At 50.8% G+C, this 26594-nt stretch carries 28 protein-coding genes and 2 pseudogenes; 7 read left to right on the forward strand and 23 right to left on the reverse strand.

Translation table 11 applies throughout. From position 1 onward, the window contains the following. Positions 1–8 precede the first annotated feature (8 nt). Positions 9–809: a sulfite exporter TauE/SafE family protein gene (locus BLO43_RS07470; protein WP_090906549.1), complete on the forward strand. Its 801-nt coding sequence runs from the start codon at positions 9–11 to the stop codon at positions 807–809. 33 nt (positions 810–842) lie between these two features. Here the strand turns inward: BLO43_RS07470 and BLO43_RS07475 are convergent, their stop codons facing one another. From BLO43_RS07475 to BLO43_RS07530, 12 genes are all read right to left on the reverse strand, one after another. After that, positions 843–1733: a phosphoribosylaminoimidazolesuccinocarboxamide synthase gene (locus BLO43_RS07475; RefSeq protein WP_090906550.1), complete on the reverse strand. Its 891-nt coding sequence runs from the start codon at positions 1731–1733 to the stop codon at positions 843–845. Continuing rightward, entirely contained in the window at positions 1730–2896 is a 1167-nt protein-coding gene (locus BLO43_RS07480) for a 5-(carboxyamino)imidazole ribonucleotide synthase (protein WP_175443891.1), read from the reverse strand. The genes BLO43_RS07475 and BLO43_RS07480 overlap by 4 nt, the downstream gene beginning before the upstream one ends. Next, complete coding sequence (gene purE, locus BLO43_RS07485; protein WP_090906551.1) at positions 2893–3384, reverse strand: 5-(carboxyamino)imidazole ribonucleotide mutase; 492 nt, start codon at positions 3382–3384, stop codon at positions 2893–2895. The genes BLO43_RS07480 and purE overlap by 4 nt, the downstream gene beginning before the upstream one ends. A 135-nt stretch (positions 3385–3519) precedes the next feature. Beyond that, positions 3520–3963, reverse strand: a complete 444-nt coding sequence (locus tag BLO43_RS07490; RefSeq protein WP_090906552.1) for a phosphate-starvation-inducible protein PsiE — start codon at positions 3961–3963, stop codon at positions 3520–3522. Between the two features lie 101 nt (positions 3964–4064). After that, positions 4065–4865 (reverse strand): HAD family hydrolase, encoded by an 801-nt coding sequence (locus BLO43_RS07495; protein WP_090906553.1) that lies wholly within the window; start codon positions 4863–4865, stop codon positions 4065–4067. Beyond that, positions 4852–5910, reverse strand: coding sequence for an L-threonylcarbamoyladenylate synthase (locus tag BLO43_RS07500; protein ID WP_090906554.1), 1059 nt, complete (start codon positions 5908–5910; stop codon positions 4852–4854). Before BLO43_RS07500 ends, BLO43_RS07495 begins: the two co-directional genes overlap by 14 nt. Then, positions 5907–6659: an endonuclease/exonuclease/phosphatase family protein gene (locus BLO43_RS07505; RefSeq protein WP_090906555.1), complete on the reverse strand. Its 753-nt coding sequence runs from the start codon at positions 6657–6659 to the stop codon at positions 5907–5909. The genes BLO43_RS07500 and BLO43_RS07505 overlap by 4 nt, the downstream gene beginning before the upstream one ends. 279 nt (positions 6660–6938) lie before the next feature. Next, positions 6939–8036: a quinolinate synthase NadA gene (nadA, locus tag BLO43_RS07510; RefSeq protein ID WP_074631265.1), complete on the reverse strand. Its 1098-nt coding sequence runs from the start codon at positions 8034–8036 to the stop codon at positions 6939–6941. 106 nt (positions 8037–8142) lie between these two features. Continuing rightward, positions 8143–8592, reverse strand: a complete 450-nt coding sequence (nudB, locus tag BLO43_RS07515) for a dihydroneopterin triphosphate diphosphatase (RefSeq protein WP_090906556.1) — start codon at positions 8590–8592, stop codon at positions 8143–8145. An 88-nt stretch (positions 8593–8680) separates the two neighbouring features. Further along, complete coding sequence (aspS, locus tag BLO43_RS07520; protein WP_090906557.1) at positions 8681–10462, reverse strand: aspartate--tRNA ligase; 1782 nt, start codon at positions 10460–10462, stop codon at positions 8681–8683. 31 nt (positions 10463–10493) lie between these two features. Beyond that, positions 10494–11171 (reverse strand): DUF502 domain-containing protein, encoded by a 678-nt coding sequence (locus BLO43_RS07525; RefSeq protein ID WP_074631257.1) that lies wholly within the window; start codon positions 11169–11171, stop codon positions 10494–10496. 26 nt (positions 11172–11197) lie between these two features. Beyond that, the gene (locus tag BLO43_RS07530; RefSeq protein WP_090906558.1) at positions 11198–11494 is read right to left on the reverse strand and encodes an FmdB family zinc ribbon protein; all 297 of its coding nucleotides are present in this window, start codon (positions 11492–11494) and stop codon (positions 11198–11200) included. A 248-nt stretch (positions 11495–11742) separates the two neighbouring features. Between BLO43_RS07530 and BLO43_RS07535 the strand changes: the two are divergent. Beyond that, positions 11743–11940, forward strand: a pseudogene (locus tag BLO43_RS07535) (transposase); the annotation flags it as partial. A gap of 243 nt (positions 11941–12183) precedes the next feature. Here BLO43_RS07535 and BLO43_RS07545 read toward each other — a convergent pair. Further along, positions 12184–13221, reverse strand: a complete 1038-nt coding sequence (locus tag BLO43_RS07545) for a lipocalin-like domain-containing protein (RefSeq protein WP_090906560.1) — start codon at positions 13219–13221, stop codon at positions 12184–12186. A gap of 145 nt (positions 13222–13366) precedes the next feature. Here BLO43_RS07545 and BLO43_RS17240 point away from each other — a divergent pair, with 145 nt between their 5' ends. The 3 genes from BLO43_RS17240 to BLO43_RS07555 all read left to right on the forward strand — a co-directional run bounded on the left by BLO43_RS17240 (position 13367) and on the right by BLO43_RS07555 (position 16419). Next, complete coding sequence (locus tag BLO43_RS17240) at positions 13367–13465, forward strand: multicopper oxidase domain-containing protein (RefSeq protein ID WP_139149256.1); 99 nt, start codon at positions 13367–13369, stop codon at positions 13463–13465. 126 nt (positions 13466–13591) lie between these two features. Further along, complete coding sequence (locus BLO43_RS07550; RefSeq protein ID WP_139149253.1) at positions 13592–15355, forward strand: hypothetical protein; 1764 nt, start codon at positions 13592–13594, stop codon at positions 15353–15355. A 161-nt stretch (positions 15356–15516) separates the two neighbouring features. Beyond that, positions 15517–16419 (forward strand): glycosyl hydrolase family 18 protein, encoded by a 903-nt coding sequence (locus BLO43_RS07555; RefSeq protein ID WP_090906562.1) that lies wholly within the window; start codon positions 15517–15519, stop codon positions 16417–16419. A gap of 672 nt (positions 16420–17091) precedes the next feature. On the opposite strand, the gene BLO43_RS07565 is transcribed toward BLO43_RS07555, so the two are convergent. The 3 genes from BLO43_RS07565 to BLO43_RS07575 are packed head-to-tail and all read right to left on the reverse strand — an operon-like array spanning position 17092 to position 18854. Then, positions 17092–17736, reverse strand: coding sequence for a DUF799 domain-containing protein (locus tag BLO43_RS07565; protein ID WP_090906563.1), 645 nt, complete (start codon positions 17734–17736; stop codon positions 17092–17094). Beyond that, positions 17733–18173, reverse strand: coding sequence for a DUF4810 domain-containing protein (locus tag BLO43_RS07570; RefSeq protein WP_217628043.1), 441 nt, complete (start codon positions 18171–18173; stop codon positions 17733–17735). Before BLO43_RS07570 ends, BLO43_RS07565 begins: the two co-directional genes overlap by 4 nt. Beyond that, a complete protein-coding gene (locus BLO43_RS07575) occupies positions 18174–18854 on the reverse strand; it encodes a CsgG/HfaB family protein (protein ID WP_090906564.1) in 681 nt (226 codons plus the stop codon). Positions 18855–19508: 654 nt separating this feature from the next. Here BLO43_RS07575 and BLO43_RS07580 point away from each other — a divergent pair. Then, positions 19509–20081: an SRPBCC family protein gene (locus tag BLO43_RS07580; protein WP_254773381.1), complete on the forward strand. Its 573-nt coding sequence runs from the start codon at positions 19509–19511 to the stop codon at positions 20079–20081. A 279-nt stretch (positions 20082–20360) separates the two neighbouring features. On the opposite strand, the gene BLO43_RS07585 is transcribed toward BLO43_RS07580, so the two are convergent. The 3 genes from BLO43_RS07585 to BLO43_RS07595 all read right to left on the reverse strand — a co-directional run bounded on the left by BLO43_RS07585 (position 20361) and on the right by BLO43_RS07595 (position 21599). Next, complete coding sequence (locus BLO43_RS07585; RefSeq protein WP_217628044.1) at positions 20361–20519, reverse strand: YciI family protein; 159 nt, start codon at positions 20517–20519, stop codon at positions 20361–20363. A gap of 24 nt (positions 20520–20543) precedes the next feature. Then, positions 20544–20840 carry a TrbC/VirB2 family protein gene (locus BLO43_RS17245; protein WP_090906566.1) on the reverse strand — a complete coding sequence of 99 codons (297 nt, stop codon included), beginning with the start codon at positions 20838–20840 and terminating at the stop codon, positions 20544–20546. A 420-nt stretch (positions 20841–21260) separates the two neighbouring features. Further along, positions 21261–21599 carry a DNA polymerase Y subunit UmuC family protein gene (locus BLO43_RS07595; protein WP_090906567.1) on the reverse strand — a complete coding sequence of 113 codons (339 nt, stop codon included), beginning with the start codon at positions 21597–21599 and terminating at the stop codon, positions 21261–21263. Between the two features lie 1041 nt (positions 21600–22640). Here BLO43_RS07595 and BLO43_RS07600 point away from each other — a divergent pair. Next, positions 22641–22844 (forward strand): cold-shock protein, encoded by a 204-nt coding sequence (locus BLO43_RS07600; RefSeq protein WP_090878060.1) that lies wholly within the window; start codon positions 22641–22643, stop codon positions 22842–22844. A 174-nt stretch (positions 22845–23018) separates the two neighbouring features. Here BLO43_RS07600 and BLO43_RS07605 read toward each other — a convergent pair whose 3' ends face one another. The 4 genes and pseudogenes from BLO43_RS07605 to BLO43_RS07620 form a co-directional block, all read right to left on the reverse strand. Next, positions 23019–23342 (reverse strand): hypothetical protein, encoded by a 324-nt coding sequence (locus BLO43_RS07605; protein ID WP_090906709.1) that lies wholly within the window; start codon positions 23340–23342, stop codon positions 23019–23021. A gap of 474 nt (positions 23343–23816) precedes the next feature. Then, positions 23817–24170, reverse strand: a pseudogene (locus tag BLO43_RS07610) (Tn3 family transposase); the annotation flags it as partial. 24 nt (positions 24171–24194) lie between these two features. Next, a complete protein-coding gene (locus BLO43_RS07615) occupies positions 24195–24485 on the reverse strand; it encodes a hypothetical protein (RefSeq protein WP_175443892.1) in 291 nt (96 codons plus the stop codon). A gap of 732 nt (positions 24486–25217) precedes the next feature. Then, positions 25218–26309 (reverse strand): sensor histidine kinase, encoded by a 1092-nt coding sequence (locus tag BLO43_RS07620; RefSeq protein ID WP_254773397.1) that lies wholly within the window; start codon positions 26307–26309, stop codon positions 25218–25220. Positions 26310–26594: the final 285 nt, after the last annotated feature.

Raw genomic sequence — 26594 nt, forward strand, 5'->3', positions numbered from 1 at the left:
AATTTGACGTGGAGTGGTGGTCGGCGTATTTGCTGTTAGGCACGATTGTCGGTTTCTTCGCCGGATTGCTGGGTATCGGCGGCGGACTAATCATGGTGCCGGTGCTCACGTTCATTTTCAACGCCCAGCATTTTCCTCCTGATCGCATCCTGCATCTTGCCCTCGGCACTACCATGGCGGCAATCATATTCACTTCCGTTTCCAGCCTGCGTACTCATCATGCTCACGGCGCGGTGAACTGGCAAGTCGTACGATATATAACGCCGGGAATCATCGTTGGCACGCTGGCGGGAGCGACGCTGGTCAGCATGCTTTCCAGCCAGTTCCTGAGTGTTATATTTGTCGTATTCATTTATTACGCTGCCACCCAGATGCTGTTAAGAATTACTCCCAGGCCTGGCCGCACGCTTCCCGGCAGGCCAGGAATGTTCGGGGCCGGCAGCATTATCGGCGCGATTTCCAGCTTTGTCGCGATCGGCGGGGGGTTGCTGACGGTGCCATTCCTTTCGTACTGCAACGTCAGGTTGCAGCATGCCATCGGCACCGCCGCAGCGGTGGGTTTCCCTATCGCGGTGGCAGGGGCCATCGGCTACATTGCCAATGGCATGGCGCAATCCCAGCCGCTGCCGGAATACAGCCTGGGATACGTTTATTTGCCGGCATTGGGATGGATCGTACTGGCCAGTACGCTGACTGCACCCTTGGGTGCAAAAACGACTCATATCGTACAGACCGCCACGCTCACGAAAATTTTTGTGGTGCTGCTTTATTTGCTGGGGACAAAGATGCTGATCGGATTGTTTGAGTGAGTTTTGGACACCGGCTGGAAAGCGTTCAGCTACTCAGCTGCGCAGGCGATGAAGGGCTTGCAGATATTTCTCCGCAGTCTTGGCGAGAATATCCGGGGGTAATGCGGGAGCGGGCGATTTTTTGTTCCAATCCTGAGTTTCCAGCCAGTCGCGCACGAACTGCTTGTCATAGCTGGGCGGATTCTTTCCCGGTGCGTATTGATCGGCTGGCCAGAAACGGGATGAATCGGGGGTAAGCGCCTCATCTATGAGGTAAAGCCCATCCGCGTCATCCAGACCGAATTCGAACTTGGTATCCGCGATAATAATGCCTTTTGTTATCGCATAATCCGCCGCTTCGACGTAAAGGGCGATGGCTTTATCGCGCACTTGCGCCGCCAAATCCCCACCCAATAGCGTTTCCACTTCGGAAAAAGAAATATTTTCGTCATGCGCACCCGCCACGGCTTTGGTGGATGGGGTAAAAATCGCTCCGCCAGGCAGTTTGGCGGCTTCCTGCAAACCGGCTGGGAGCGCGATGCCGCAAATTGCACCGGTCCTCTGGTAATCTTTCCATCCGGAACCCACGACATACCCGCGTACGATAGCTTCTACCGGCAATGATTTTAGCCGCTTGACTACAAATGCACGACCGGCTACTTGTTCGCGTTCCATTTCTGTCACCACCGATTCGGGGGCGATACCGGTCAGGTGATTGGGAATAATGTGATCAAGTTTTTCAAACCAGAAACTGGACAATGCGGTCAGCAACCTTCCCTTGCCTGGTACCGGGGTTGGCAGAATAACGTCGAACGCTGACAGCCGATCGGTCTGGACAATCAATAGCTTGTCGTTATTCACCGCATAAATGTCACGTACTTTGCCCCGATGCAGGAGAGCCAGGCTTTGTATGTTTGTTTCAAATAGTGCGATTTGATCAGTCATGATTTTTGGAGATCTACACTGGACAGTGCCTGCTTGATTTCCAGCGCAAGCTGCAATGCGGCATCGGTGGTATCGGCGAGCACGGTATAGTGGCCCATTTTTCGCCCGGGCCGGGCGGCAAGCTTGCCGTATAAATGAAGCTTGACAGACGGATGCCGCAGCACCTCTGCCCATTTCGGCTCTCCCCGTTGCCATAGATCGCCCAATAGGTTCACCATGACCGCCGCACCGTGCATGGCGGTACTCCCAAGCGGTATACCGCAAAGTATTCGCAGCTGTTGCTCGAATTGGGAGGTGATACAGGCATCAATGGTGTAGTGGCCACTATTATGGGGGCGTGGCGCAATTTCATTGACCATCAATTTGCGATGGGGGCCATCGGCGAGTACAAAAAATTCCACGCACAGCACGCCGCGATGATCAAGCTTCTCCGCGATGTCGACCGCAATCTCGCGCGCACGCTGAATAATTTCCGATGATATTCTGGCGGGAACGATACTGACGTCCAGGATACCATTGCGATGCTGATTCTCGGATACGGGAAACGTAGTCGCCGCCCCATCGAATCCGCGTGCCACAATAACCGACACTTCGCTCTCTAACGGCAACAATTGTTCCAGTACGCACGGTTCGCGGCCCAAACTGGTAAATGCGGCGTCAAGCTCCTTCACATTATTGACTCGTATCTGACCCTTGCCGTCATAACCGAAGCGGCTTACTTTGAGAAGTCCGGGAAACAATTCCGGATGCGCTTGTAACAATGCTCCGTTCGAATTGTGCGAATTCTGAATTACCGCATACGGCACGGCCTCAAAACCATTGGCCACAATAAATTTCTTTTCCAGAATACGATTCTGGGCAACGGCTATACTGCTTGCGGCGGGACTTACCACGCCATGTTCAGCCAGGGTCCTGATAGATTCGGCCGGCACGTTTTCGAATTCCGTGGTGATACCCGCGCAAGTAGATCCCAGCTTATACAGGGTATCCCCGTCGAGGTAATCGGCACGCAAATGCCGGTCAGCGACACTGCTTGAGGGGCTGTCTTTGGCGGGATCAAGTACCGTGACACGGTAGCCCATGCTGTGCGCCGCCATGATGAACATGCGCCCGAGCTGTCCGCCACCCAGGAGCCCCAGCATCGCGCCCGGCATGATGCTCATAACTTGGGCAATGTCATGGCCGCAACCACCGCAGCCTGAGTTTTGCGAAACTCCACAAGAAGCGTGGCAAGCCTGATGTCTTCCACTGCTAACAGTGCCGCCGCGAACAGGCCCGCGTTGAATGCTCCCGCCTCACCAATGGCGAAAGTGGCGACGGGGATGCCTCGCGGCATTTGCACGATGGAAAGAAGCGAGTCCATTCCCAGAAGCTGTTTGGATGGAATGGGCACCCCCAACACCGGCAGAATAGTTTTGGCGGCAACCATACCGGGAAGATGCGCCGCGCCACCGGCGCCAGCGATAATGCATTTTAGCCCGCGCTCGACCGCAGTTTCAGCATACTCGAACATGCGGTCCGGTGTGCGATGGGCGGAAATCACCTCGGCCTCGTAAGGCACATTAAGATCCTTTAATATGCCCACCGCATGTTTCATCACTTCCCAGTCGCTATCGCTACCCATGATCACGCCAACTAAGGATTGTTTCATTAATCTAAATCCGGTAGTTGAATGGACTCACCCAGAAGATGAGAATCAGGTAACACAAAAAAAATTTACGAATCATATTGCGGGTTGGTAAACGAGCGGTCAACTACCAGGTTCAAGTTTAATGCCTTTCGGGTATCAGTCGCGCAAATTGTTTTTTTTGGAGGTAGCATCCGCTAGGTCGTCCAGATCCTCAAGGTAGGGATAACGCACATGCCCGTAACGAATCACCAGCACCGCCACAGCAACAAGCACTATCGATGCGGATACGCCCAACAACCGTATATTGTCCATCTCCTTGATATCCACGATCACATAGCGCGCCATGGCCACCATCGCAATATAAAGGGGAAATCGTACCGGTAGCTTACCGGACTCGAAATATAACCCCACCATGGTCAGGATTTCCAGATAAAGAAACATCAGCAACAAATCCGCCAGGGTGACTCTGGCATTGTTGATCATCAACATGGTTTCCTGATAACCCGCATATATCGTGGCAAGCGCGATAACAACCAGCCCGGCACTTTCAAAGAGATATAGAGTTCGACGGGAATAGATGGCGGCGCGAGGGTGCAGCATATTTTCTTGTCAGAGATTGTTAGGGTAAGAACATGCCAATACTACCTTTTCCATATGACGATTCCAATTGCAATTTGCAACTGATGAATCGATTGAGCGTATTACTCCGCGAGTACCCCACGCTGAGCTTTCAGCTTTGCCAGCAGCTCCGTATCCACCCATCCGCCACTATCGACATTTCCCTCGAATACAGTAAATGGCTGCGTTGGTTCGCCCAGATCCGACAACACTACCGCTGCGCCCGTGAAATCCTGCAGGCGGGTATACTCATTGACCGTAACCACGGTATCCAGGCCTGCTGCAAGTGATGCTCTCAGTCCGTTTTCAGAATCCTCCACTGCGATACATTGCTCTGCCGGCAGCCCCAGCCGTTCCAATACCCAGTGGTAGATATCCGGCTCAGGTTTTTTCCCGGGAACGATATCGCCCGCGCCGATGACGTCAAACCAGCCGGGAGAATCTTCTCCCAAGGTGGATTTTAACAAGGATGTTACGTTTTCCGGCGTAGTAGTGGTGGCAATGGCAATTTTTATTTTGGCTTCACGCAACTGGTGGATCAAGCGGGCGACACCCGGGCGCAATGGTGTCTCCCCGCGTTCAAGCAAGGCCACATAGTGTCTCGTTTTAGCTTTGTGCAAACCGGCAATCCAGCTATCCAGTTCAGCCCTGTTCAATTCGGCAGGCGCATATTTCTCCAAATAATGACGAATACGCTCTTTGCCGCCGGTGATGGCCAGCAACTCTCCATAAAGCGCCACATCCCATTCCCAGTCAAGACCCAGTTCTTGAAACGCGGCATTGAAAGCGAGGCGATGACCATCCCGCTCAGTATCAGCCAGCGTACCATCAACGTCAAACAGTACCGCGCGAATGGGGTTATTTCCCTCTCTATACGACTTCATTTATATTCCTGTCCTCTTGCGATGGAGCGCAATCATCAATTTTAACCTCAGAATCCGGAATGCAACTCGCAGCACGCTGCAACCGATCCGCAATAGCTATCCAGGCAGGGTCATCGGGAGGCGTTTCGATCAATAAGCGATCGAAATGCTCATGATCTAATCGGCGCAAGGTTGCATACAACCGGCTACCGTAAACTTGAGGTTCCGCGGGCATGGCTAAATGGGTCCAATTTTTTCTTTCCGGCTGCTCAGGATTCTGACCTGACCATGTCATTATTGCCATGCGCAATCCTTCCGCCTCCAATTCGATGGCACGCCGCCATAAGGACTCCGTGGGCCAAAGCTCGAGCGGCGTATCCGGGGCATAGTGGGAGGCGAGGGAGCCCGGTACACGCACGGCTTGCTTCTTCCTTCCAGTCGCGACAACCTTGCTGCCCAACACTTCCTCCAACGCTTCCAGGGAAATGCCTCCCGGCCGCAATACGAGGGCGGTTTGATTGTTAAAGCCGACAATTGTACTTTCCAGGCCAACCTTGCATGCCCCACCGTCCAGAACCATATCGACAGCGTCACCCAGCTCCTCGCGCACATGGGCTGCCGTGGTGGGACTCAACCGCCCAAAACGATTGGCTGAAGGAGCGGCAAGGGCTCCTTCCGGTCCCAATGCATTCAACAAGGCCAGCGCGACGGGATGATCCGGCACCCGGAGTCCAACGGTGTCCTGGCCCCCTGTTACATTTTCAGACACGTGGCGACTGCGAGGCAATATCAATGTCAGGGGTCCCGGCCAAAAGTATTCAGCCAGTTGCCAAGCCTGTTCCGGTATCTCGCGCGCCCAGTGGTGCAATCGGGATGAATCGGCAAAATGAACGATCAGCGGATGATCGACAGGCCTTTTTTTGATTTCAAATACCCGTCGTACTGCGGAAAGATTAGAAGCATCTGCGCCAAGCCCGTAGACCGTTTCCGTCGGGAAAGCCACTATCCCGCCGGCCCTTAGCAGAGCGGCGGCAACAACAATCTGATCATGATCGTTCGGTGTCATCTACGAATCATCCGTGCCGATAGAATTGCGTGATCGGAGATTTTGGACCAGGGGCGGCCTCGATGCACCTGCGCGTGCTCTACGTGAAAACCGCGCACATAGATACGATCGAGACGAAACAAAGGCAAAACGGAGGGGAAGCTGCGCGCCGCTCTCCCTCCCATCATCTCGAAGGCTTCGCTCAGGTGCAGCCGTTTAACCAGAATCCGGCTCGCCATTTCACGCCAATCATTGAAGTCTCCGGCGATGATTAGCGGCGCCTGCTGGGGCACCACCTCTTCAATATGCTGTTCCAATGCCTGTAATTGTTTTGATTGCCCGCGCTTGAATAGCCCCAGATGCACACATATGCAATGCAGATTCTCCGGCCAGCCTGGAATACCCATTTCGCAATGAAGCAAACCACGGCTCTCGAAACGATGCGCGGAAACGTCCATGTTATCCCAACTCATGATCGGGTAACGGCTTAGAATCGCATTGCCGTGATGCCCTTCATCGTATACCGCATTTTTTCCATAGGCAAAATCTGACCAGACCGAATCGGCCAGAAACTCATGCTGGGGACCGCACGGCCAGTTCTCGAAACGGGCCGCATGCCCTGTATGCTGACCGACCACTTCCTGCAGAAAAATGATATCGGCATCGAGAGCCCGCAAATTCTCGCGCAGTTGGTGCACCGTCATGTGCCGCTTGAAATGCGAGAAACCTTTATGAATATTATAAGTGGCGATATGCAGCTTATCGGGCATGTGATGAACGACAGGCTTAGCTCGGAAGATTGTCCGGGGGTTTAGTATCGGTGTCGCGCGGAAACACTTGCTTCCCGTCAACCAGTGAAAAATGACGCTTTCTCATCCCAGATAATCCATCAGGACGCGAAATAATGGCGAGGCAGGTTGCGAGAAATCCATAGTTGGGTCCGTGAGCGCCGCGCAGTGATAAAAACGGCGGAGAAATGGCCGCAAACTGACTGCCCGCACTCGCGTAGGCTTGGAGAACCGCCTGATAGACTATCCGAGTCCATTTCTCTATGAAGCCTCCAGCATCCGTTCCAATGCAAGCTTCGCAAGTGCTGCTTCGGCCATCGGTACTTTGATCTGATTCACCACTTTTCCTGCCACAAGATTTTCCAGCGTCCAGGCCAGATGCTGTGGATCGATGCGAGCCATGGTGGAGCACATGCATATCGTCGGCGCCATGAACTGCACTATTTTTCCTTCTGGCTTGAATTCCTCGGCGATGCGGCCAACCAGATTCAGCTCCGTACCAACCAGCCAACGAGTTCCCTTTTCCGCATCGCGGATGGTATTAATAATGTACTCGGTGGAGCCGACGAAATCAGAATTCTTGCATACCTCAAAACTGCATTCCGGATGTGAGATGACTTTTCCATCGGGGTACTGGTTGCGAAAGCGCAGTATGTGCTGCGGCTGGAACATCTGGTGTACCGAGCAATGTCCCTTCCATAACAGGATCTTGGCTTTCCTGATTTGTTCCGGGGTTAGTCCCCCCATCGGCTCGTCAAAATCCCATACCAGCATTTCGTCAAGCGGAATCCCCAGCTTGTGACCGCTCCAACGTCCCAAATGCTGGTCCGGAAAAAATAGCACCTTCTCGCGCCGGGAAAAAGACCACTGCAAAATCTTGACAGCGTTGCTGGAGGTGCAAACGATACCGCCATGCTCGCCACAGAAGGCCTTCAGGTCGGCGGCGGAATTGATATATGTCACAGGCGTGATTGTCTCATCAGGCTCAAGCACTTCCATCAATTCGCGCCACGCTCTTTCCACCTTGGAAAGGTTAGCCATATCAGCCATTGAACAACCGGCAGCCAGGTCGGGAAGGATGGCGATCTGCTCCGGCTTGGACAGAATATCGGCTACCTCAGCCATGAAATGCACACCGCAGAACACCAGGTAGTCCGCATCCGTTGCGGCAGCGAGGCGTGAAAGCTTCAGGGAATCACCGGTGAGATCGGCATGCTTGTATACATCCGCCCGCTGATAATGGTGCGCAAGTATGACCGACCGCTTTCCCAGCGCGGCTTTGGCCTCAATGATGCGTTGCTCGCAATCATCGTCCTGCAAGGTGTCATAACGTTCAAAAGCAATGGCTTCTGCTTGCATGGCTACTCCCATTTTTTCTTTACCCATCGGAAATACATCGAACCCTATAAGACCGGCATATTGGCTATCGGTTCTACCGGATTCCTGTTTCCCTCTCTTTCTCTTCCTAACCTTTCCCGCCGCATCTATCCGCGGCCAGCTTTCGTATCGCCTCCGCATTACTGGAAGAAAAAACCTTCTCCGCCGCCTCTCGCCAAGGTAGCCATACAAAATTCAAATGCTCTCGTGCAGCCACCGAGACGGGAATGGGTTCGGGCAGTAACAAGGCGAAAACATGCTCGGTGTTGCGCGTCACTTCCGGTGCGTAACGCCAGCGCCATTCCTCATAAATTTCATATTCATTCTGAATGTTGCAATCGGCTAACGGGTAGCGGGTTGCATCCAGTCCCGTCTCTTCAGCCACTTCCCGCACTGCCGTTTGCACAAGTGTCTCACCCGGATTCCGGCTACCCGTCACTGACTGCCAATACCCCGGATGATCGGCTCGCTCCAGCAGCAGTATCTGCATATCGGGCGTATGGATCACCACCAGAACGGAAATCGGGATTTTATACATTTTCACCCCGGAAGCAGAGATTCAAGCATACTCCGGCAGGATAGCTCCTGCTGTCCGGATGCCACAGTTTAACCTTTACCCTTAGCTCCTAACTTTTTAGCGCTTCCACGTGCCGCAACTTGATATGCAGTTCCCGCAACTGCTTCTCACCCACCCCGCTGGGTGCGTGGGTCAGCAGACATTGGGCGCGCTGCGTCTTGGGAAAGGCTATCACATCACGGATCGACTCTTCACCCGTCATCATGGTAACGACACGGTCAAGACCGAATGCGATACCACCATGGGGCGGTGCGCCATATTGCAATGCTTCCAGCAGAAAACCGAATTTTTCATGCGCCTCTTCGGCTCCAATATTCAAGGCACGAAATACCTTCGATTGCACTTCCTGGCGATGAATACGCACCGAGCCGCCACCAATCTCCGATCCATTCAACACCATGTCATATGCCTTGGATAACGCTTTTCCAGGATCGGTTTCCAGCAAGTCTTCGTGACCATCGGCGGGCGAAGTAAAGGGGTGGTGCAGGGCTTTCCAGCGATTTTCTTCGTCATCATGCTCGAACATGGGGAAATCGATTACCCACAAGGGTTTCCATCCAGCTTCCGCAAGCCCCCGGTCGTGCCCGGCCTTGGCCCGCAACGCACCCAGCGCCTCATTCACCACATGGGCCTTGTCCGCGCCAAAGAATATGAGATCGCCATCTTTTGCATCCGTACGCTCCAGGATGACTTTTATCACCGTCTCCGGCAGGAATTTAAGTATCGGTGATTGCAGGCCTTCAAGGCCTTTCTCCAGCGTATTAACTTTAACGTAGGCAAGCCCTTTCGCACCATATATCGCCACAAAACTGGTGTAGTCGTCTATCTCCTTGCGCGACAATTCCCCACCGGCTGGTACCCGCAGTGCCGCCACACGCCCGCCCGGTTTTTGTGCCGCTTCGCGAAAGACTTTGAATTCCACATCCTTCATTACGTCGGTGAGCTCGGTCAGAACCAGCGGCACGCGCAGATCGGGCTTATCGGAGCCGTACCGGGACATGGCCTCAGCGTATGTCAAGCGCGGAAAAGGGTTCGGAAGATCAATATTCATTACGCTTTTGAACAAACCACAAATCATCTCTTCCATCAGTACCATGATTTGAGTTTCATTCAAAAAAGAGGTTTCGATATCAATCTGCGTGAACTCAGGCTGGCGATCCGCGCGCAAATCTTCGTCACGAAAACATTTGGTGATCTGATAATAACGATCGAACCCCGCAATCATCAGTAATTGTTTGAATAGTTGCGGCGACTGCGGCAACGCAAAGAAATGCCCGATATTGACGCGCGAGGGCACAAGATAGTCGCGCGCACCCTCCGGTGTCGATTTTGTCAGCATCGGCGTCTCGATATCGATAAAACCGTGCTGGTCGAGAAATACACGAACCGCCATTGCCACCTTGTAGCGCAAACGCAAATTTGCCTGCATCTGAGGGCGCCGCAGATCGAGATAGCGGTGTTCCAGACGCACAGCTTCGCTGAGATTCTCATCGTCCATCAGGAACGGTGGCGTCAGTGAAGCGTTGAGGATCTCGATGGACTGTACCAGCACTTCAATTTCACCACTGACGAGATTAGGATTAGCCGTACCAGCAGGGCGATGCCGCACCGTGCCGGTAATCTTCAGCACGAACTCATTACGAATCTTTTCCGCACTTTGGAAAGCCGTCACATTGTCCGGGTCACACACCACTTGCACCAGACCCTCGCGATCACGCATATCAATAAAAATAACACCACCGTGATCGCGGCGACGATGCACCCAGCCGTAAAGAGTGACCATCTGGTTCAGATATTTGGAATCAATGAGGCCGCAGTAGTTGGTGCGCATAACGTGTCGGAAGATCAGAGAAAAATAGGAATCAGGATTTGTCGCTTGCTGTGGAGCTGGCGGGACTGGCGGAGCTGTTGCCATGCAGCAATACGGCTTGTGACTGGCCGGGTTTTTTGCCGTTGCTAGGTATTACGACACCCATGGAAATAATGTATTTGAGCGCCGTATCCACGCTCATATCGAGTTCTATCACATCGCTTTTGGGCATCATCAGGAAAAATCCGGAAGTGGGATTGGGCGTGGTCGGCACATATACGCTCACATACTCCCCCTTGAGGTGATTGACCACATCACCGCCTGGGGAGCCGGTCATGAACGCGATGGTCCATGAACCCTCACGTGGATATTGCACCAGTAGTGCCTTACGGAAAGCCTCACCCTGACTTGAAAATAACGTGTCACTGACTTGCTTGACACCATAATAAATCGATTTCACCACCGGGATGCGCCATAACACGCCTTCCCAGAATAACACCAGTCGCTGGCCGATAATATTGGTCGTCAACAAGCCAGTGATAAATACCACCAGCAACGTCAGCACCGTGCCGACACCGGGAATATGAAAACCCACCAGGGCTTCGGGATGAAGCCTGCTCGGTAATAGAAGCAACGACTGATCCATGGTGCCAATCAGAAAATTCAACGCCCAGGCGGTGATGCCGAGAGGTACCCAGATAAGGAGTCCGGTGACGAAATAACGTTTCATTATTGGGAGATATCTGCGCCTGGGATTCAATCAGTGGCGCAAGCCGGACTCGCAGCGCCGGCGGCAGGTGCGGTTGTACTGGTGGTTTCGCTCTTTGTAGCCGCAGCAGTTTCTGCATCGGGTTTGGGTTTTGGCTTCGCTCCATTCTTGAAATCGGTCGCATACCAGCCACTGCCCTTCAACTGAAAACCCGCGGCGGAAATAAGTTTCGTATAAACATTGCTGCCGCACGCGGGACAAACCGCAACCGGCGCGTCGTTCACTTTCTGCAGATATTCTTTTTCAAATCCACAAGACCCACAGCGGTATTCATAAATCGGCATGGCAACCTCCAGCAAAGCGGAATTTGAAAGAAACAGGATTATACCTCAACCACTTGGTTTTACCGGATATATGGACTGCAATTGAGATTACAAGGGGAAGTATGGCTACGACGGCGTATTAAAATCATAGGCATGAGAGCATAGCGGATGGGGAGTTTATAATCCGAATCAAACCGGCTCCCCACGGTTGGCTTACCAGAATCCTTCGAAATCAAACGAAAGCTGACGGCAATGACGGATCGCTAGCAGGTAGACCGTGATTCCAGGATGAGTGCCTGAATGACCATTGGTTCTCAACCTTACATGAAGCCCGCGTTCTGATCGAGGCATGGCGAAAGGATTACAATTCAACAAGACCGCATAGCTCGCTTGGCAATAACACGCCAGCCGAATTTGCGGCCCAACACCCATTTGCAAACCAGGATTCTACCATGCTGTGTAGCTAATTATGAGGAGCAGGTCAGGTAAGCACTTCGGAGAGGATTTAGCTCTTCAGTTCAATGCCTTTGCGAAAGAAGGCTCCAAAAAAGTCAAACATGATCGCTTTACTTAACCTCGGTAGCGGAACGGTGATGCTGTTGCTGTACCGGGGTCCGGGTTGCTGAAAGGGATTGATGTAGATGATCACATAAATAGCGCCGCGCAAGCCCCGATTTTTCCCGCGCACCAGGCCGGACCTCCCTAATGGCCTACAAAGGCTTTCCAAGACCAAGACTTTGTTCAATCCAAGCTGTGCCTGAGACTACAGTGTGGTTAAACTCGCCCTCGCAGCTTGCGACACCCTCATATACGTCCGATCCGGCGGGGTCTATAAATAATTGGTCCGGCATCAAGCTCGTCACCACAAATGATGCTTTCAACTCGGGGTTACTGATCTCAACTTGAAATTGTAAGTAATACTCAACGTTTTTCTGGCTTATAAAAGGCGAGCCGAGTGGTGTGGTGACAGTGTCTACATATATGCTTTTCCCGTCAGGCCACAATAGAGTAGCAGTTGAGTCCATCTTTACGTTTTCTACAGGCTTGATGCCGACATTTGTAAAATTCGATAGGTGTACACCATTGCTCAATTGCATATCCTGTAACACCCATATTACGGGCGCACCTTTAGGAAAGAAGCCGTACTCGTGATCCATCCAAGTGAGTCCCGTGACCGCAAATTTCTCCGCTCCGATCGTAAGGAAGCCTGAGGCTTTAAGCCGAGTGAGGGAATAGTAGTAGTTATTCCTTGTGAGCGGTGTCGTGCCATCTGGTTTGACCTCTCTGCAGCCTGTTCCCCAGACAAGAAGGGGAGGGCCTTCCTGGCAAAGTTGGAGATTAAGTTCGCACGGTGTATGGGTTGCAGCATCTACAAAAGTTGTCTCAACATTCATATTCAGTGGATTGCTATCGATGGCCTGCATCGATATAGCGCCATCTTCCCGCTTCTCGATAGATCCGCCGAGGTTCACGTACCAACGTTTTGTAATATCCGATTCTGCCCAGTCGGGAGGCAACGCTGCAACAAAGTTGACTTTCTGATAGTGAAACTGGCTCTCCACATCGGTGATTTCTATCTGGGTGAAGCCATAGGGTGTTTCGCCGGTCGCATTGATCTCGAAACCAAATTTGCGCCCATCCTCGGCGAGGAGAGAGCCGGTGTGCCACCACCACTCCGTGGGTGCGCCCTCGTGAGCATACTGATCTTTAGGAAGTGAGATTTCCGCGTCGTCCGATGTTGATGGCATTATTCTTATGCTCCGATTTAATTATGCTGCACTAGATTGCAGTCAGGACCGAATAAATATTACGCGCTTATTCAAGCTCAACAACCTGTAAGTTCTTACAGCTATTTTTCCATCAATATATCTCCGACAATACCCAATATGAGCAATATATCGGGTTTTAGTTCTTCATTGTCATATCCTCGGTCATGAGGACCAAGGCATGATGTATGAATATCCGAATTATTCCGAAGGGCGGGTTATTTAAAAGGTAACCCAGTTTCGCTCAAGCCGAGGGAAGCCAACCTATTAGTGATTTATTTTCTTAATGAAAAGTTAAGTTTGATATTTACTATTCTCTTTTGAGTGAAACAAGAAAAATAGGAAAAACACTATGATCGCCGGTTTTAGGTTAATGTCTCGTGCCCTAATCTGTATTATCTTAAGCGCGCCGCTGCTAGCTGCGCATGCGGATGAAAAACTCGATCCTGCTATAGATCGGATCTCATATTTTCAGGCCACCATTAAAGATGCTGAATACTGTTCAATGACTGTTGCGAACGGAGATCTGGTTCCCATCAACAGCCGTACCGGCAAGGCATTGAGTAACGCTGCTATGCTCTGTCCAGATATGTTCTCATGGAAACTATTTGCTGAGGCGATCCTAGGTAAATTCTGGTCAAACTGGGCTGACGAAACAAACAACTGGCCAGACCAGCCTTATGCACTATGTAAAACTGACCAATCACCCGATAAAGATGGCTGTTGCAGACCCGGATCAGCTAACAACGACCTGGATCATTGTCCAGTATACCCAGGTACTCAGTACGCTACTAAACTCAAGAGCCTTACTGATGCACTGACCGAAGATGCACATAAGTTAGCTCGTGATCCCGCTCTGCGACGTAATACCCGTTTGCCATTCCACGACTCGCTTACTCCTCTTAGCCGCTTTGTTAAACTCAAATCTATGAAGGAGCCAGCTACTGAGACTCTTGCGTGCTCAATGAATCAGGTAGCAGAAATTATTAAGAAATTTAACCCAACCGATGCGGAAAGTATTGGCAGAGTCATCCGTCAGACCAATGCTGAGTTGACGGTTCGTAACCGAGAATTTCATGATTACCTCTTCGCGAACAATTTATACAACGCCGATGGTGTGTTAGAAGTGTTCGCCGCTAACCAGAAAAATCTGCAGGAGGAAGCACCCTATCGTCGTGCTAATCAATCATCCAAGAATGGGAAACCAGGCTCACTTTACCGCGTGGATTTACCACCTGATGCAGTGATGATCAAGAGTAACTGGTTGCACCAAAATCTTGCCAAAGCTTTGGGATTTCCGAATGACCCCAACTTGTACATTAGCAAACAATTACAAACAGATATTAATCTGACAGCGCTCGGCATCAGCCCCCAAAAAGACAACGAAGATTTACACTGCAATTTTGAGGGCATCCATCACTTGGTGGCATTCCACATTTCCTCTAAAGACATTCCCAATTGGGTGTGGACCACCTTTGAGCACATAAACTTGCCAGGTCGTTGTGACATCACCGGCTGCAATGACGCTTACGGGTATGCGAGTGGTGACGAAAAACGCCCGGCGGGTACCTCAGCCAATTATGTCAAACCAAATCAACGTTCCGATCGGTTGAATGCCGACAGTACGGTGTTCGATTCTGGAAAAACTTATCCTCCGGAGAAGATCCGCCCGGAATGGAATGAACTGCTTGTTAAATTGAGTATCGGTAGCGGCGGCAGCACCAGTCAGGTTGAGCCTGATTCTGAGGATAAAGCTTGGCGTAATTACCGCCTCAAGGGGTCTCAGGTCGAGTTTGTCAACTCAATTGGCCAATCGACGCTATTGGGTAATTCGGTTACCGAGGCGGGTTTTATGGATGGCTCTAGCTGTATCAGTTGTCACTCAAGGGCAGGTGCGGCGGCGGAAACAGTTAATAGTCCTCCTCCACTCTCAGTATTCGAACGCAGTATGACCAGCTTTGGTTATCGGCGCAGTCATCATGGCATTCCTAATCAGTTCTGGTTTTACAACGATATCAACGGTGGACCAAAAATGCTGGTCATGCAAACAGACTTTGTTTGGGGTTTCCTCAATGCGAAGCGCATCCGAAACAAAGAAACTAAAAGAGCTCCTTAGGGAAAAGGTAAGGCGGAGTTATATCTCATTATGCGATTAGTTTGTGTATGACAGGTATTCTTGGGTTCTTCCAGAATCATCAACCTTATGCAAGTCGGGAATCCTTAGCGGGGCAGTAGGTTTCTACACTGACTCCAATTAACTCATTACAGAGATTTTCAATGCAAAAATCCGACCAGCCGCCCTTCGCATCCAAGCTTCCCCCCATGAACAGCGCTTGGATTTTCCTCAACGAGGATCAGCCTTCTGGCACAAATTATAATGACCCCTCAAGCCAGTTTCAGCGCATGATCAAAAAAGACATTTATCAGTGCTCAGATATGATCAGCCTTTGCTTCGTGGATATTGTACCCACTAGCGCTAATACCATTCCAGCCGGTGACGGCAGCAGCTACACGATGTTTCTTGACAAGGTCACCCATCCAGCTAGCCCAGATGGCAGCGTACCTACTAATCAGGACTATATGGAATGGATTGTTCGTGACGCAAAGAAGGCCAACCCGAAGGTCAGGGTCTTGTTGACGTTACTTTACGGAAAACAGCGCCTGATTGCGCAAATATATTCCGACCCAGCAAATCCTGACCAAACCTCAGCAAAGGCATTCGCCAAGAACGTCGTGACCTATCTGAAGCACTACAACCTTGACGGTTTCGACATCGATTGGGAATGGGATTATTTGAGCACCGACACCACGCAAGCCCAGTTCAAGGCAACATTTTCCGCCGTCGGCCCGGCACTGAAAGCCGAGGGAATGTTGCTGACAATGGGTCCCGCGACCCAGGACAATCTGGACCCAGAAACTGTAAACAATCATTTCGATATCATCGCGTTTCAGATGTATTCCAGCACTTTTCTGCCCAGCGCATTTATTGACTTCGGCATCAAGCCTGATGCTTTCGCCTATGGCGCTAAGCTCGAGGCAGGCTTTCAGACAGCCGATAATGCCCATCAACAAATGCAACAGTACGGGTTTAAGGCCGTGACTACGTGGCGGCTGAACTCAGAGAACTACGTTTATGAGCAAGACCAATATTTGACCCTTGCGAAACTGGTTTTCGGCTGAGTTTTCCTGCTTAAAATAGTTGGATCACTATTGCCTGGACGCGTCCCGAAGGCTGGCTCCATCCAATTGCTTAGGTCTCCACTCCAAGAGTGGGCCGATATCCAGCAGAAAGAAACCACACAGCTAGTGTCCAGGAATACAAAGTCACGCAAAAAACGCGGCTGGTCGCAGGAACAGCTCGCTCTTGAGAGTGAACTGGCCCGCAGCTAACTAGGCGGGATTGAGCGCGGGCAGCGAAATATCGCATTGCTCAATATTTGTCGGTTGGCCGAAACTCTTGATGTACCGGCGTCAGAGCTGATAAATTCCGAAAACATGCTGTAGGCGTCCTAGCCTGTCAAAGTTTGGGTACCCAAGCCATCTGCTGGGTATTATGGAACGCGTCTGGAATTACGTCAGGCAATGTAATAGCTGCCACACTCAATCATCGGTTTTTAAGGCGCCTCTCTCCATCAGTCGTCAAGGAAGTAATGAACATGACCTTCCTCGGTAAATCCATGCTTCGTTGCACTGAACAACATATATCCAAATGAAGCGGCTAGAATTACGCGACTGATGGCGACACCATTTGAGCGAATCTGTCATTAATGCCTGCTAGCAGGTGTAGACATTGGGCCTGTGACCCAGCCGAATTCCCCTTCCCAGAGTTGGCGTTACCAAGGTTCTTCTCATCTAAAATTTGTCCTGATCTCTTCCATACTCCTCATGATAGGGGCCCGCCGGTAATCCTTTAGGGGGTAGGAATACTTGATTGTTTGCCTGTCGCGCCAGTGGCTGATAGTCCGTAACCATCGCGTTCATTGCCGCAGCAACGGCCATTCCTATCAATCCCACTCCGGCAGCAGCGCCGGAACCCTGGGACACCTCCTCAGTCGCCTGCCACAATGTCGTGCCGGTTCGGGTATCCTTCAGTACATAGTCCATCTCGACAGTGACTGTCGAGGCAATCACAATATACTTGCTGCTCCAGTCCTTGATGGTAACGAATAGCGCTGCGTCCGCGCCAAATAGTTCATATAAACGTCGAGTATCGAGTTGATGAATATGCCCGGCTTCGACTAATCCGAAATCTCGCAGGACGAGTTCAGTCAAATAAACAGGAAAAACATAATAACCGCGCTCGGCTAAAGGCCGGGTGATGGTCGAGATAAAAACCGGCGAAGCGCTAATCTCGGTGGTGTCGTTGAGTACCGGCACGACCAGTATCGAGCGGGGCTTGTAAGTATGAATTGCTGCCAAGTCGGGTTTTGCGGATTGTACCGCGCAACCTGAAAGCAGGCCGAAGATGCACACTGCCGCGATTACGCTGCTTCTCATGGCTGGGCTCCTCCCGCATTGTCTTGGGGTTTGCCTTTTTCCTTGGTCTCAGCATCCTTTTGTTTGACGCGTTCGATCAACTTGGTCATGAAGGCGCTGGATTCGGGAAAGAGCCTTTTTTCTTTCTCGAAGTAGGCGATGGCTCCCTCCCGATCACCCCGTTTAAATAGCAGAAAACCATAATCAGCATAGGCGCCGGGCGGAACTCTTAAGTTCTGTTGCTCTGCGGTCCTAATGGTTTCAAACAGGTAGACGTCGGCTTGTGCCTGGTCCTGGGTGATGTAACGCTCATGGAGACCGTCTTCAAAATTTCCCCAATAGTAAATCGATGGCGTGGCGCAACCCACCATCATGCATGCAAGCACACTCATGAAGCAGTTGAGAAACGCCTGCCTCGCCGTGGCCGTGAGGCGAGGCTGCCTGATCTCCATGGCCATCTATTGTTTGACGTTGCGGCGCGAGTCCAGTGTCGTCATGACGCTGTGCATCATGTTAACAATTGCGGCATCGATGGCTTTGCCTTCCAGCGTCGAGTCGAACCCGGTGGCACCCCCAAACCCGAACGTACTGCTGGATGACAAGTCAGCTTCTCCCGAACCTTCCTGTGTATAAAACACCTGGCCCGTCTTGGGATCAACCAGTCTCAGGACCACACGCGCACGGGCGCGCTGGGTTTTGCTCTTGCCGAGAAGCCAGGTATTGCCAGTCGTATCTCGTCCCAGTTCGGCAACGGATCCCATGATCAGGGCATCCACGCCCTTGAGATTCTCTTTGAACTGTTCTTTGCTCAAACCCATGAGATCCGCTTCGGCTGCGAGCTTTCCGATATCCTGCCGCTCGACCACATTGAAACGCTGGGTTGCCATCAGGTGCCGTGCCAGAAGATCGGCTGCCTGCTTGCCGATACGATCACCAGACGCATCCGTAAAGAGGCCGCTGCCATAAATCGATTCATTGGTGAAGCGGGCAATTCCTAGCGTCATTCTTTCAGATTCCGGCAAGGGATTCGCCACCACGCGGGGGCCCGGATCTTTGACACCTTCCTGGACAGTGCGGCTGGGACTGGCGCAGGCGGCTAATATGAGTGTTGCGCAGAGAATCAATATTGCTTTGTTCATATGAGGACTCTAGGTGATTGAGCAGCGGATTGTTCAAATGATGTAAAAAGGTAATGACTTCTTTGAAGTCGGAATTTCTCTTAGTGCCACATTCCTATTATGAAAAGAGGTCCAAGTATCCTATCAGCCAACAGCTCCGGACCTTCCAGGAATGTTAATTTCCAGCGTTCAACCTCGCACCGATCCCGTTTGGAAACCTATTCGTGTTATCTAAGGAGTTGTAACGGACATTCCTTCGACTGCTCATAACTTACAGAATCTTACACGAATGACTATTGCACTGCGGTACATCTCTTAAGAGGTTATGGATGTTATCGTTTGGCCATGGTCGTTGATGGTTGCGGGCAGATGTGTCTGCCGCATATAATCGGATCGTCACGGGCCGCCTTAGTTTAGGGCCGGCGCGTATTATTCGCGCCCTGTCCATAAGCCAAGCACGGCCTTTGCATTTTGATAGTTGCCCCTCCCCTCCCACATAGAACGATCTATTCCCTGCACTAGCCAACCACGGCAGCTCGTTCCAGTCACCCGCATAATTTGGACTTTTAAAACTGCGGCGCATAGACCAGAGGATCTGTTTATAATTTTATAGCAGACTCAGTTTTTCTTTCCATTCCACAATAAGTAAGCCGGATACAGCTTTTGAGTGTGCCAATGAGAAACGCTTCCTTCTTGCTATTCGTGTGGTCAACGCTGTTTACGGCATGGTCGTCAGCGGATGCGCTGGAGGGTCGGGATATTGAAGTTCGGGTAAACATGTCCGGAGAAAACATTATCATTGACCTTAATTTTGCTGTTCGAGCAACCCGGCAGGAGGTCTGGGACGTACTCATCGACTTCAACCGTATGGCTGATTTTGTCTCCAACTTGAAGGAAAGCAGGGTGGTCGGTACTTCTGCAGACTCATTCACGATTTTCCAGCGCGGCGCTGCTACGTACGGTCCTGTTAACTTTCCATTCGAATCAACAAGGGAAGTAAGATTGATCCCTTACCATAAAATACGGACGAGTCTGATCAGTGGCAACATGCGCAAATTGGAAGGGACCACCCATCTGATTGAGGACGGCGGACAAACTCGCGTGATTCATCGTACTGATGCCATCCCGAAGATCTGGATTCCTGAGATAGTGGGAAAAGTGTTCATCGAACATGAAATGCGGGAGCAATTCAACGAAATGCGAAATGAAATAATCAGGAGGAAGAGGGATTCGCTTCTTCCACACTAGCCGATCGTGGATTTAGTACGTAATGCCATACCTTCTATTATCGCGAACCGGACACCTGTCAGGCCTTGTTTACCTTGCTTATTATGCGGCGATGGTTTCGTGGCGGGTATCAATGGATGCTGGCAACCCACAACCGCGATCTCAAACCTGAGGAAATAGAAAAGGCGCTTAAGCCGCCATGGCTCCTCGTAAAAGCGAAGGGACGTTTCTGCCTTTCTGCTTTGCTGAAGATTGCTAGTGCGAAAAACAGTAAAGCAGCTACGTCCTCTATTACGCCCGCTAATTATACCGGCCCTGACCGGCTTGCTGAACCTCGGCCGGGATGTCTGACATTTCAAATACCTGGTCGATGGCGTCCTGTTTGGACTTCACTTCGATCATCCAGTAGCCGCCGACCACTTCTTTCGACTCGATGAAAGGATCATCGGTGACGGCCAATCTGTCACCCAGTAGTCGCTTAGGTTAGAGGAATAAACAGGTAATCATGTTAGCCAACGCAAGTCCGCAAGCTCCGATTGTGACAAAGCGGATACGCCGAGAGGTTACACTGTCAAATATCAAGGTAAAGCCACTAATTACGACACCCATCAAAAGAATCCAACCCGACCAGAAGGAGGTGACTTGGCACCAATTTTCATTCGGAGTTTCCCATGGCGTACCGGCAGTCGATGCAGCAAGCACCGGACCAGCAACCAGAGTTAAGCAAGAAATTGTCAGAACAATCATGGCAAGGCGTACAGAATCATGTTTGACTATCATTTGTCCCCCGATAATAAGTATGTATGATTGCCCCTCATTATTATTCCTTATTTGGCTCTGTTGCAGAAAAGAACAAAACCAGAAACCATGCGTTTAGTCTGATTAATTATGTCCTGAAGATGGGCAGAGGTCATCTTGCCGTGAAACCAGATTAACCGAGTGCTACATAAGGAGATCTGAAATGTCCGACGCCGTCGTTCAGGAACGTGCTTCCATCATGGGTGCCTTTGTTGGCGGCGCCTCGGGAGTTGGGCGTCACTGATACTATGACCTGGGGAGCTTCACGCGACTATGACGATGGGATCACAACGCATACCGATCCTAAGCCCGGCCGCTACCATACAGGCTATAAGGCGGGTCAATTGTCGCAACCTCGCTTTATCTCAAGCTTATGCTCTACTCACTCTTCGATCAAGGTGGTTATGACGAAGCGGATTTCTGCGGCGAATGGACGAAGAGCTCGTTCCCTCGCTGGACGATACTCTGGCGAACGGCGGCTACACCAGCCAATCCATCCGAATTGGCTGCATGATAACTGATCGCTTCTCGCAGTTGCACCAGGCTTTCCACCCGCTCCCCAAAAGACAGGGAACTCATCACTTGCCGGGCCATGGGTGTTTCCTCATCCAGTTCCAACCACGCCTTACCATTAAGCTCCTGCACCGTGCGTTGTATGGTGATGCCGAAGCGTTCGCAAATTCTCTTCCTCCCGCGCTTCCGCAAGTGTAAAGCGCCGACCACCGCGACGAGCTTGATCAACGCGGATGTATGGAGGCTAGAAAACCTGACCTTTTCAAGATATATGGGAATTTCGTTGTTCGTTGAGGTGCGGAGCAATCCACAAGACGTTAAACCGGAAAAGCTGTTTAGGAACCGCTTATTTACTAGACTTTATTAATTTCGTCTCTATTCCGTACCCGGTTTTATACCCGGTTTCGAAATTCCTTATTGTCGGCTGTGCGGCCTTTTCTAACCCGATATTTCGACTTCCACTGGCAGTTTGGCATCCGCGATGCCTTGCGTCTGGCAAAGATCCTTCACCTCGGCCTGTTTCCCACCGCCTACAATATCCATAATCTGACTTTCGCTAAACCGCCTTTGCGGAGGGTGTCCTTCACATTAAGGTCTAAAATTAGCTCTCCGTCTAGACATAAGCGCTGTCTATTTACCCAGTTACCACGTTTATTACCACGGCTTTTACTTCGATACCCCGCTATTAGGGGTTTTGTACAACCCAAAACCCGCCATTTAAGTTATCTCGCTTACTTGAGGAGGATTCGTCCAGTCGGGATTTAGCGACGCAATAAATTAGAAAACCATTCTGATCCCGTTACCTCCTGCCCACGAGCCAGACCGTTTCGTATCTGAAGTTACTGTCGCGGAAATTCGAACGGTTCGCCATTTCGCGAGACATCTTACATGTGTAGGTGCAATGAAGTAAATGTACTCCCACAGCAAATCTCCGCTTTGTCATTGATTCCCTACAGCTACTAAGGTAACAACTATTAACACAACGGAAAGCAAAACTTTGGAATATAGCGGATTATGGACTCTTAATTCGTAGGTCGAGCGTTCGATCCGCTCACGACCCACCAATGGATCCTAGAAGGTACAGAGGCAAGCAATCGCCCGGAAGACTACGCAAGTCTCCCCTCCTCTGTGGAGGGACTTATGGGGGGTAAACATGAATTTTTCGTAGGTACGGTAGCGAACATACTTCTCGCGTAAAGATTGTCAAAATGTGCTCATCTCTGAAAACCGGGGGTCTCTTTTTTTAACTGATATGTATAGGAAGCGAAAATGGCAATTGGTACAGTAAAATGGTTCAATGATTCAAAAGGCTTTGGCTTCATTACCCCTGATGACGGCAGTGAGGATTTATTCGCGCACTTCTCGGCAATCGGGATGTCCGGATTCAAGACGCTCAAAGAAGGTCAAAAAGTAACGTTTGAGGTTACGCAAGGTCCGAAGGGCAAGCAAGCATCAAACATTCAATCTGCGTAAGATTTCATGCTGGGGCGGACAAACCGGCCCAGCGTGTAGTCCGTTCCCAGGTACTTCCCTTTTACCCTCGATATTTTATCGATAGCTTGATCCGATCAAGCATAACGCACGGTGTTGACTTGAGAGCATCAGCTTCCAAAATGGAAGGGCTCCCGATCGCCATATTCCACTAAATTATAGATTAGATACCTGTGCTCGGAATTCAGCAGCTTGCTGAAAGACAAATTGCTCTGCATGGTTTTGCGGTCTTCCTGTTTTGGAGAAATTTTCGCCAGCTTTATAACCATTTTTCCAAGCCGCATTGCATATAGGGTCGCCGAAAATCTTTCCTCTTTGTGCAATATTTCGCGCTAGCTCACTTAAAAATTTATCGCCTGATCCGGAAAAATATCCACCTAATGTGCAGAGCGGATAGTCCTTTCCAGAAGCAATACTTGGATTCGAAAAAGCAATAAATGATATCAATGAAAAAAATAAGGCTGTAAAAATATTTCTCATGGCAGTCCTTTTCTGGTTGGGTAACTCGAATTGGCATGCCTCATGCATGTTATAAATAATAGCACGTCAATGTTGCTTTGTATACTTATGTATGCCAAAAGTGTTAAAAGTAGATCGTTTGCAATCATGCGTTTTGAATGATGCGCCGCTTAACTCTGACATAACGATTAGCGGCGTCTGGAGAATGCTTTGGCATCTTCCTTGCTCAAAGAATACTAGCCCCTACCATCCCGACAATGGTAGCAGGGACGGGAGTTGAGCTATTCGACAAAAAATTATAAGGATATTAAAGGATTGGATAAGGAAGTACGCAGAAGAGCATCGATAAGTCGCCATGGTCTTGCGCCCCGGCCCGATGAGTACACCGCTGCCGAACTCCATGCCGCGGCTCGCCCGACCTCGGGATTTACGATAAAACAGCTCATAGAGGGCAAGACACGTTGGAGCCATCAATTGCTCGGCGTCCCAGTGGCAGTCACCCGTCAGATTTATATGTTCCCAGCCCAGCGGTGACAGGTGCACGAGGTCAGTGGGTTCCAAATTCTTGCTTTTGGAGGTGATCGATGCGCGCTGCAGGTACACGGTATTCCACAGGATGATGGCGGCAACCAGCAGATTTAGACCGCTCGCCCGATAACGCTGGTTTTTATAAGAGCGGTCACGGATTTCTCCGAGGCGGTTGAAAAACACGGAGCAGCGTGGGGAATTTTGCTGTTCGCCTTTGTTGAGCCCCACGTGACTGCGACGCCCTAGATCGGGGTCCTGAAGCCAGTCGAGCGTGAAAATCGTGCGCTCCAGTTTCCCGTGTTCGCGCAGGGCATGCGCAAGTTGAACCGCGTTATACAATTAATTTTACACTTCGGGGCTCATTGCTTCGCTAGCTTGCGCAGGCGCTTGTCCTTCCAGGCTCACTTTTAGTCCTGCAAACCGGTGATCAATCTGTGGTGCCAGCGGACTGGCCGCGAGCCAGGGAAATTTTGCTTGGCTCAGGAAGAGGCTTCTCGCGTAAAGGGAATTGAAACCATCTTCACCGACGATCGAAATAATCTGGATCGCCATCCGCTCCCACGCGTGAATCGCTCTATCCGCAACTTTCTCGGTCGGCTGTGCCAGGAGATCTTTAATTATCTGGTGTCGCAGCAATTCATAGGATTCCAAAAAAGTTTATTAATAGTGTTTAGTGACACTGCTATTTAATTCACAATATTAATTACGGGACTATTACATCATTTAGTTAGGTCTTTGAATAGCTGTAGAATTTTACAGGTACGTCTTGATGTAGCAACAATCCTCGTTATGGCACACGGGGCCTCGCAGCGCCGACAAACAATTTAATTGTGCTTGGCGCGCTACTGCACAGATGATGAGCCAATATCCTGACGGTCACTAAGCTCATATTGTCTCATTACACAGGAATTGCTGTTGCCAGCGCTGCCGAGGGGTTAGTACAGAGGAAGAAGAACAGCCTCAATATTATTTATGGATAGCTACCAATTCATGCAGAAATTAAGAAAATTGCTAATCCATCAAGTGGCAAATCCCTGCTATCGCCATGACCGCTTTTAATCGACGGCGCCATATAGGCCTGTCACCGCTGGGCAAGGCCCCACCTGGAACATTCATTTTCCTTTTTCATAGTTGGCAACGTTCAATGCTGGCGGTGGACACGTTCGGCCACGTCCTCTTTCTCCGCAAGTAGCACTAATTCTGCTGAAGTCTGGTCAAGTGGTATCCGGTTTTTGCTGCCTTGGACCGCCCCTTTACTTGATGCCGTGATGGTGCCGCAACGCTCCAGACCATGTGGATCAATTCAGCGGGCTGGGAGCTGGTGCATCTTTGAGTTCCTAGCGCGCTAGTGCCTATGTTAATTCGTACTCAATGGTTTCGCGGCAATCTCACCGCGAATACCGTTTCGGTCACGTCTGACCGGGCTTCGATAGATCCGCCATGGCCTTTGGCAATTTCTCGCGCGATATACAGTCCAAGCCCGAGACTCCTATCTGCGTCGTATTTGTTCTCCTTATCGGGGCCCCGCTTTAAAGGATTAAATATCTGGTCGAGGTCCGATGGCTCGATGACAGGCCCGCTATTCCTGACTTCGAGGACAACACCCGCGGCATCCCCATTTAGGCCCACATACACTGGCGCACTTGGCGCTCCGTACTTAATCGCATTACGCACCAAGTTGCCGAGTAACTGTTGTAAACGTAGGCTATCCCAGCTACCGAAAGTATCACCGTGCACTTCCAGATCGATCCTCCGACCTGGATTTGCTGCACGCAACTGGTCCAATTCGCTAGCAACCAATTGGCTGAGGTCAACATCCCTGGGAGTGATATTGATACCTAAACCGAGCTTCGTACGGTTGAAATCAAGCAGATCGTCCAGTAGCGCATGCATATGACGGCCGCTGTTGATTAAACGGCCCGCAGCTTCCGATACTTTGTCACCAGCATTGAGTGCGGTCAGATAGGATGCCGTCATTTGGATAGTCTGTAGCGGATTTCGTAGGTCATGTCCAAGCATCCCAAGAAATAAATTACGGGCCTGATCGACTTCCGCGCTAAAAAAAGCTACGGATTCCGCAAGCGCTTGGTCAATCGCCTCATTGAAGCGAATGATGTCGTTCAGATGCGTGCTTTCCGGCTGAGAGTCGTCGCCCCATAGACGAAGAACGCTGGCGCGAAGGGCGCGGTACTCCGCAGCCAGTTGGTTGATGTCAAAGCCGCTTTGTGCGCGTAGGAGGGCATGCGTTTGCGCAGCGGTCTCGGGCGCGCCAATTAGGAGTGGCGCCTGGCCCAGTGATTTCGCAGTTTGAGCTTCCCTACTCTGTGAAGTGGAAAGATCCTTTGCCACGGCTTCCAGAATTTGGCGTGCATGATCACGCAAAGCGAGCGACTTCATGTGGCTGGCGGCGGGCAGTTGAACGGAGGCAAATGCCTCCCAACCCGCGAGAATAGGCTCCATATCACGCAAGATAAAATCTGCTAATCGCATTCGTGCCTTTTGAAGATTGGAAAACATTGTGTGGAAAACTTAAATGTACCACCGTGCACTCTGGGTGCACATACCTACAATGGCGTGCGGGCTTGCAATAGCCGAGTTCGCCGAACTTGTAATGGCGCTGATGACTCGCCAGTGATGGTTGGCATAGGAACCTCGGTGCTCGATTTGTGGGCTTTCTTACGCCAGTAGTAGTTCTGATTTAATCGGACAATATGCCTGCCAAAGGGTGGGGTTACCCGGTTTGAT

The sequence above is a fragment of the Nitrosospira sp. Nsp13 genome (assembly GCF_900101945.1).
GTDB lineage: Bacteria > Pseudomonadota > Gammaproteobacteria > Burkholderiales > Nitrosomonadaceae > Nitrosospira > Nitrosospira multiformis_D.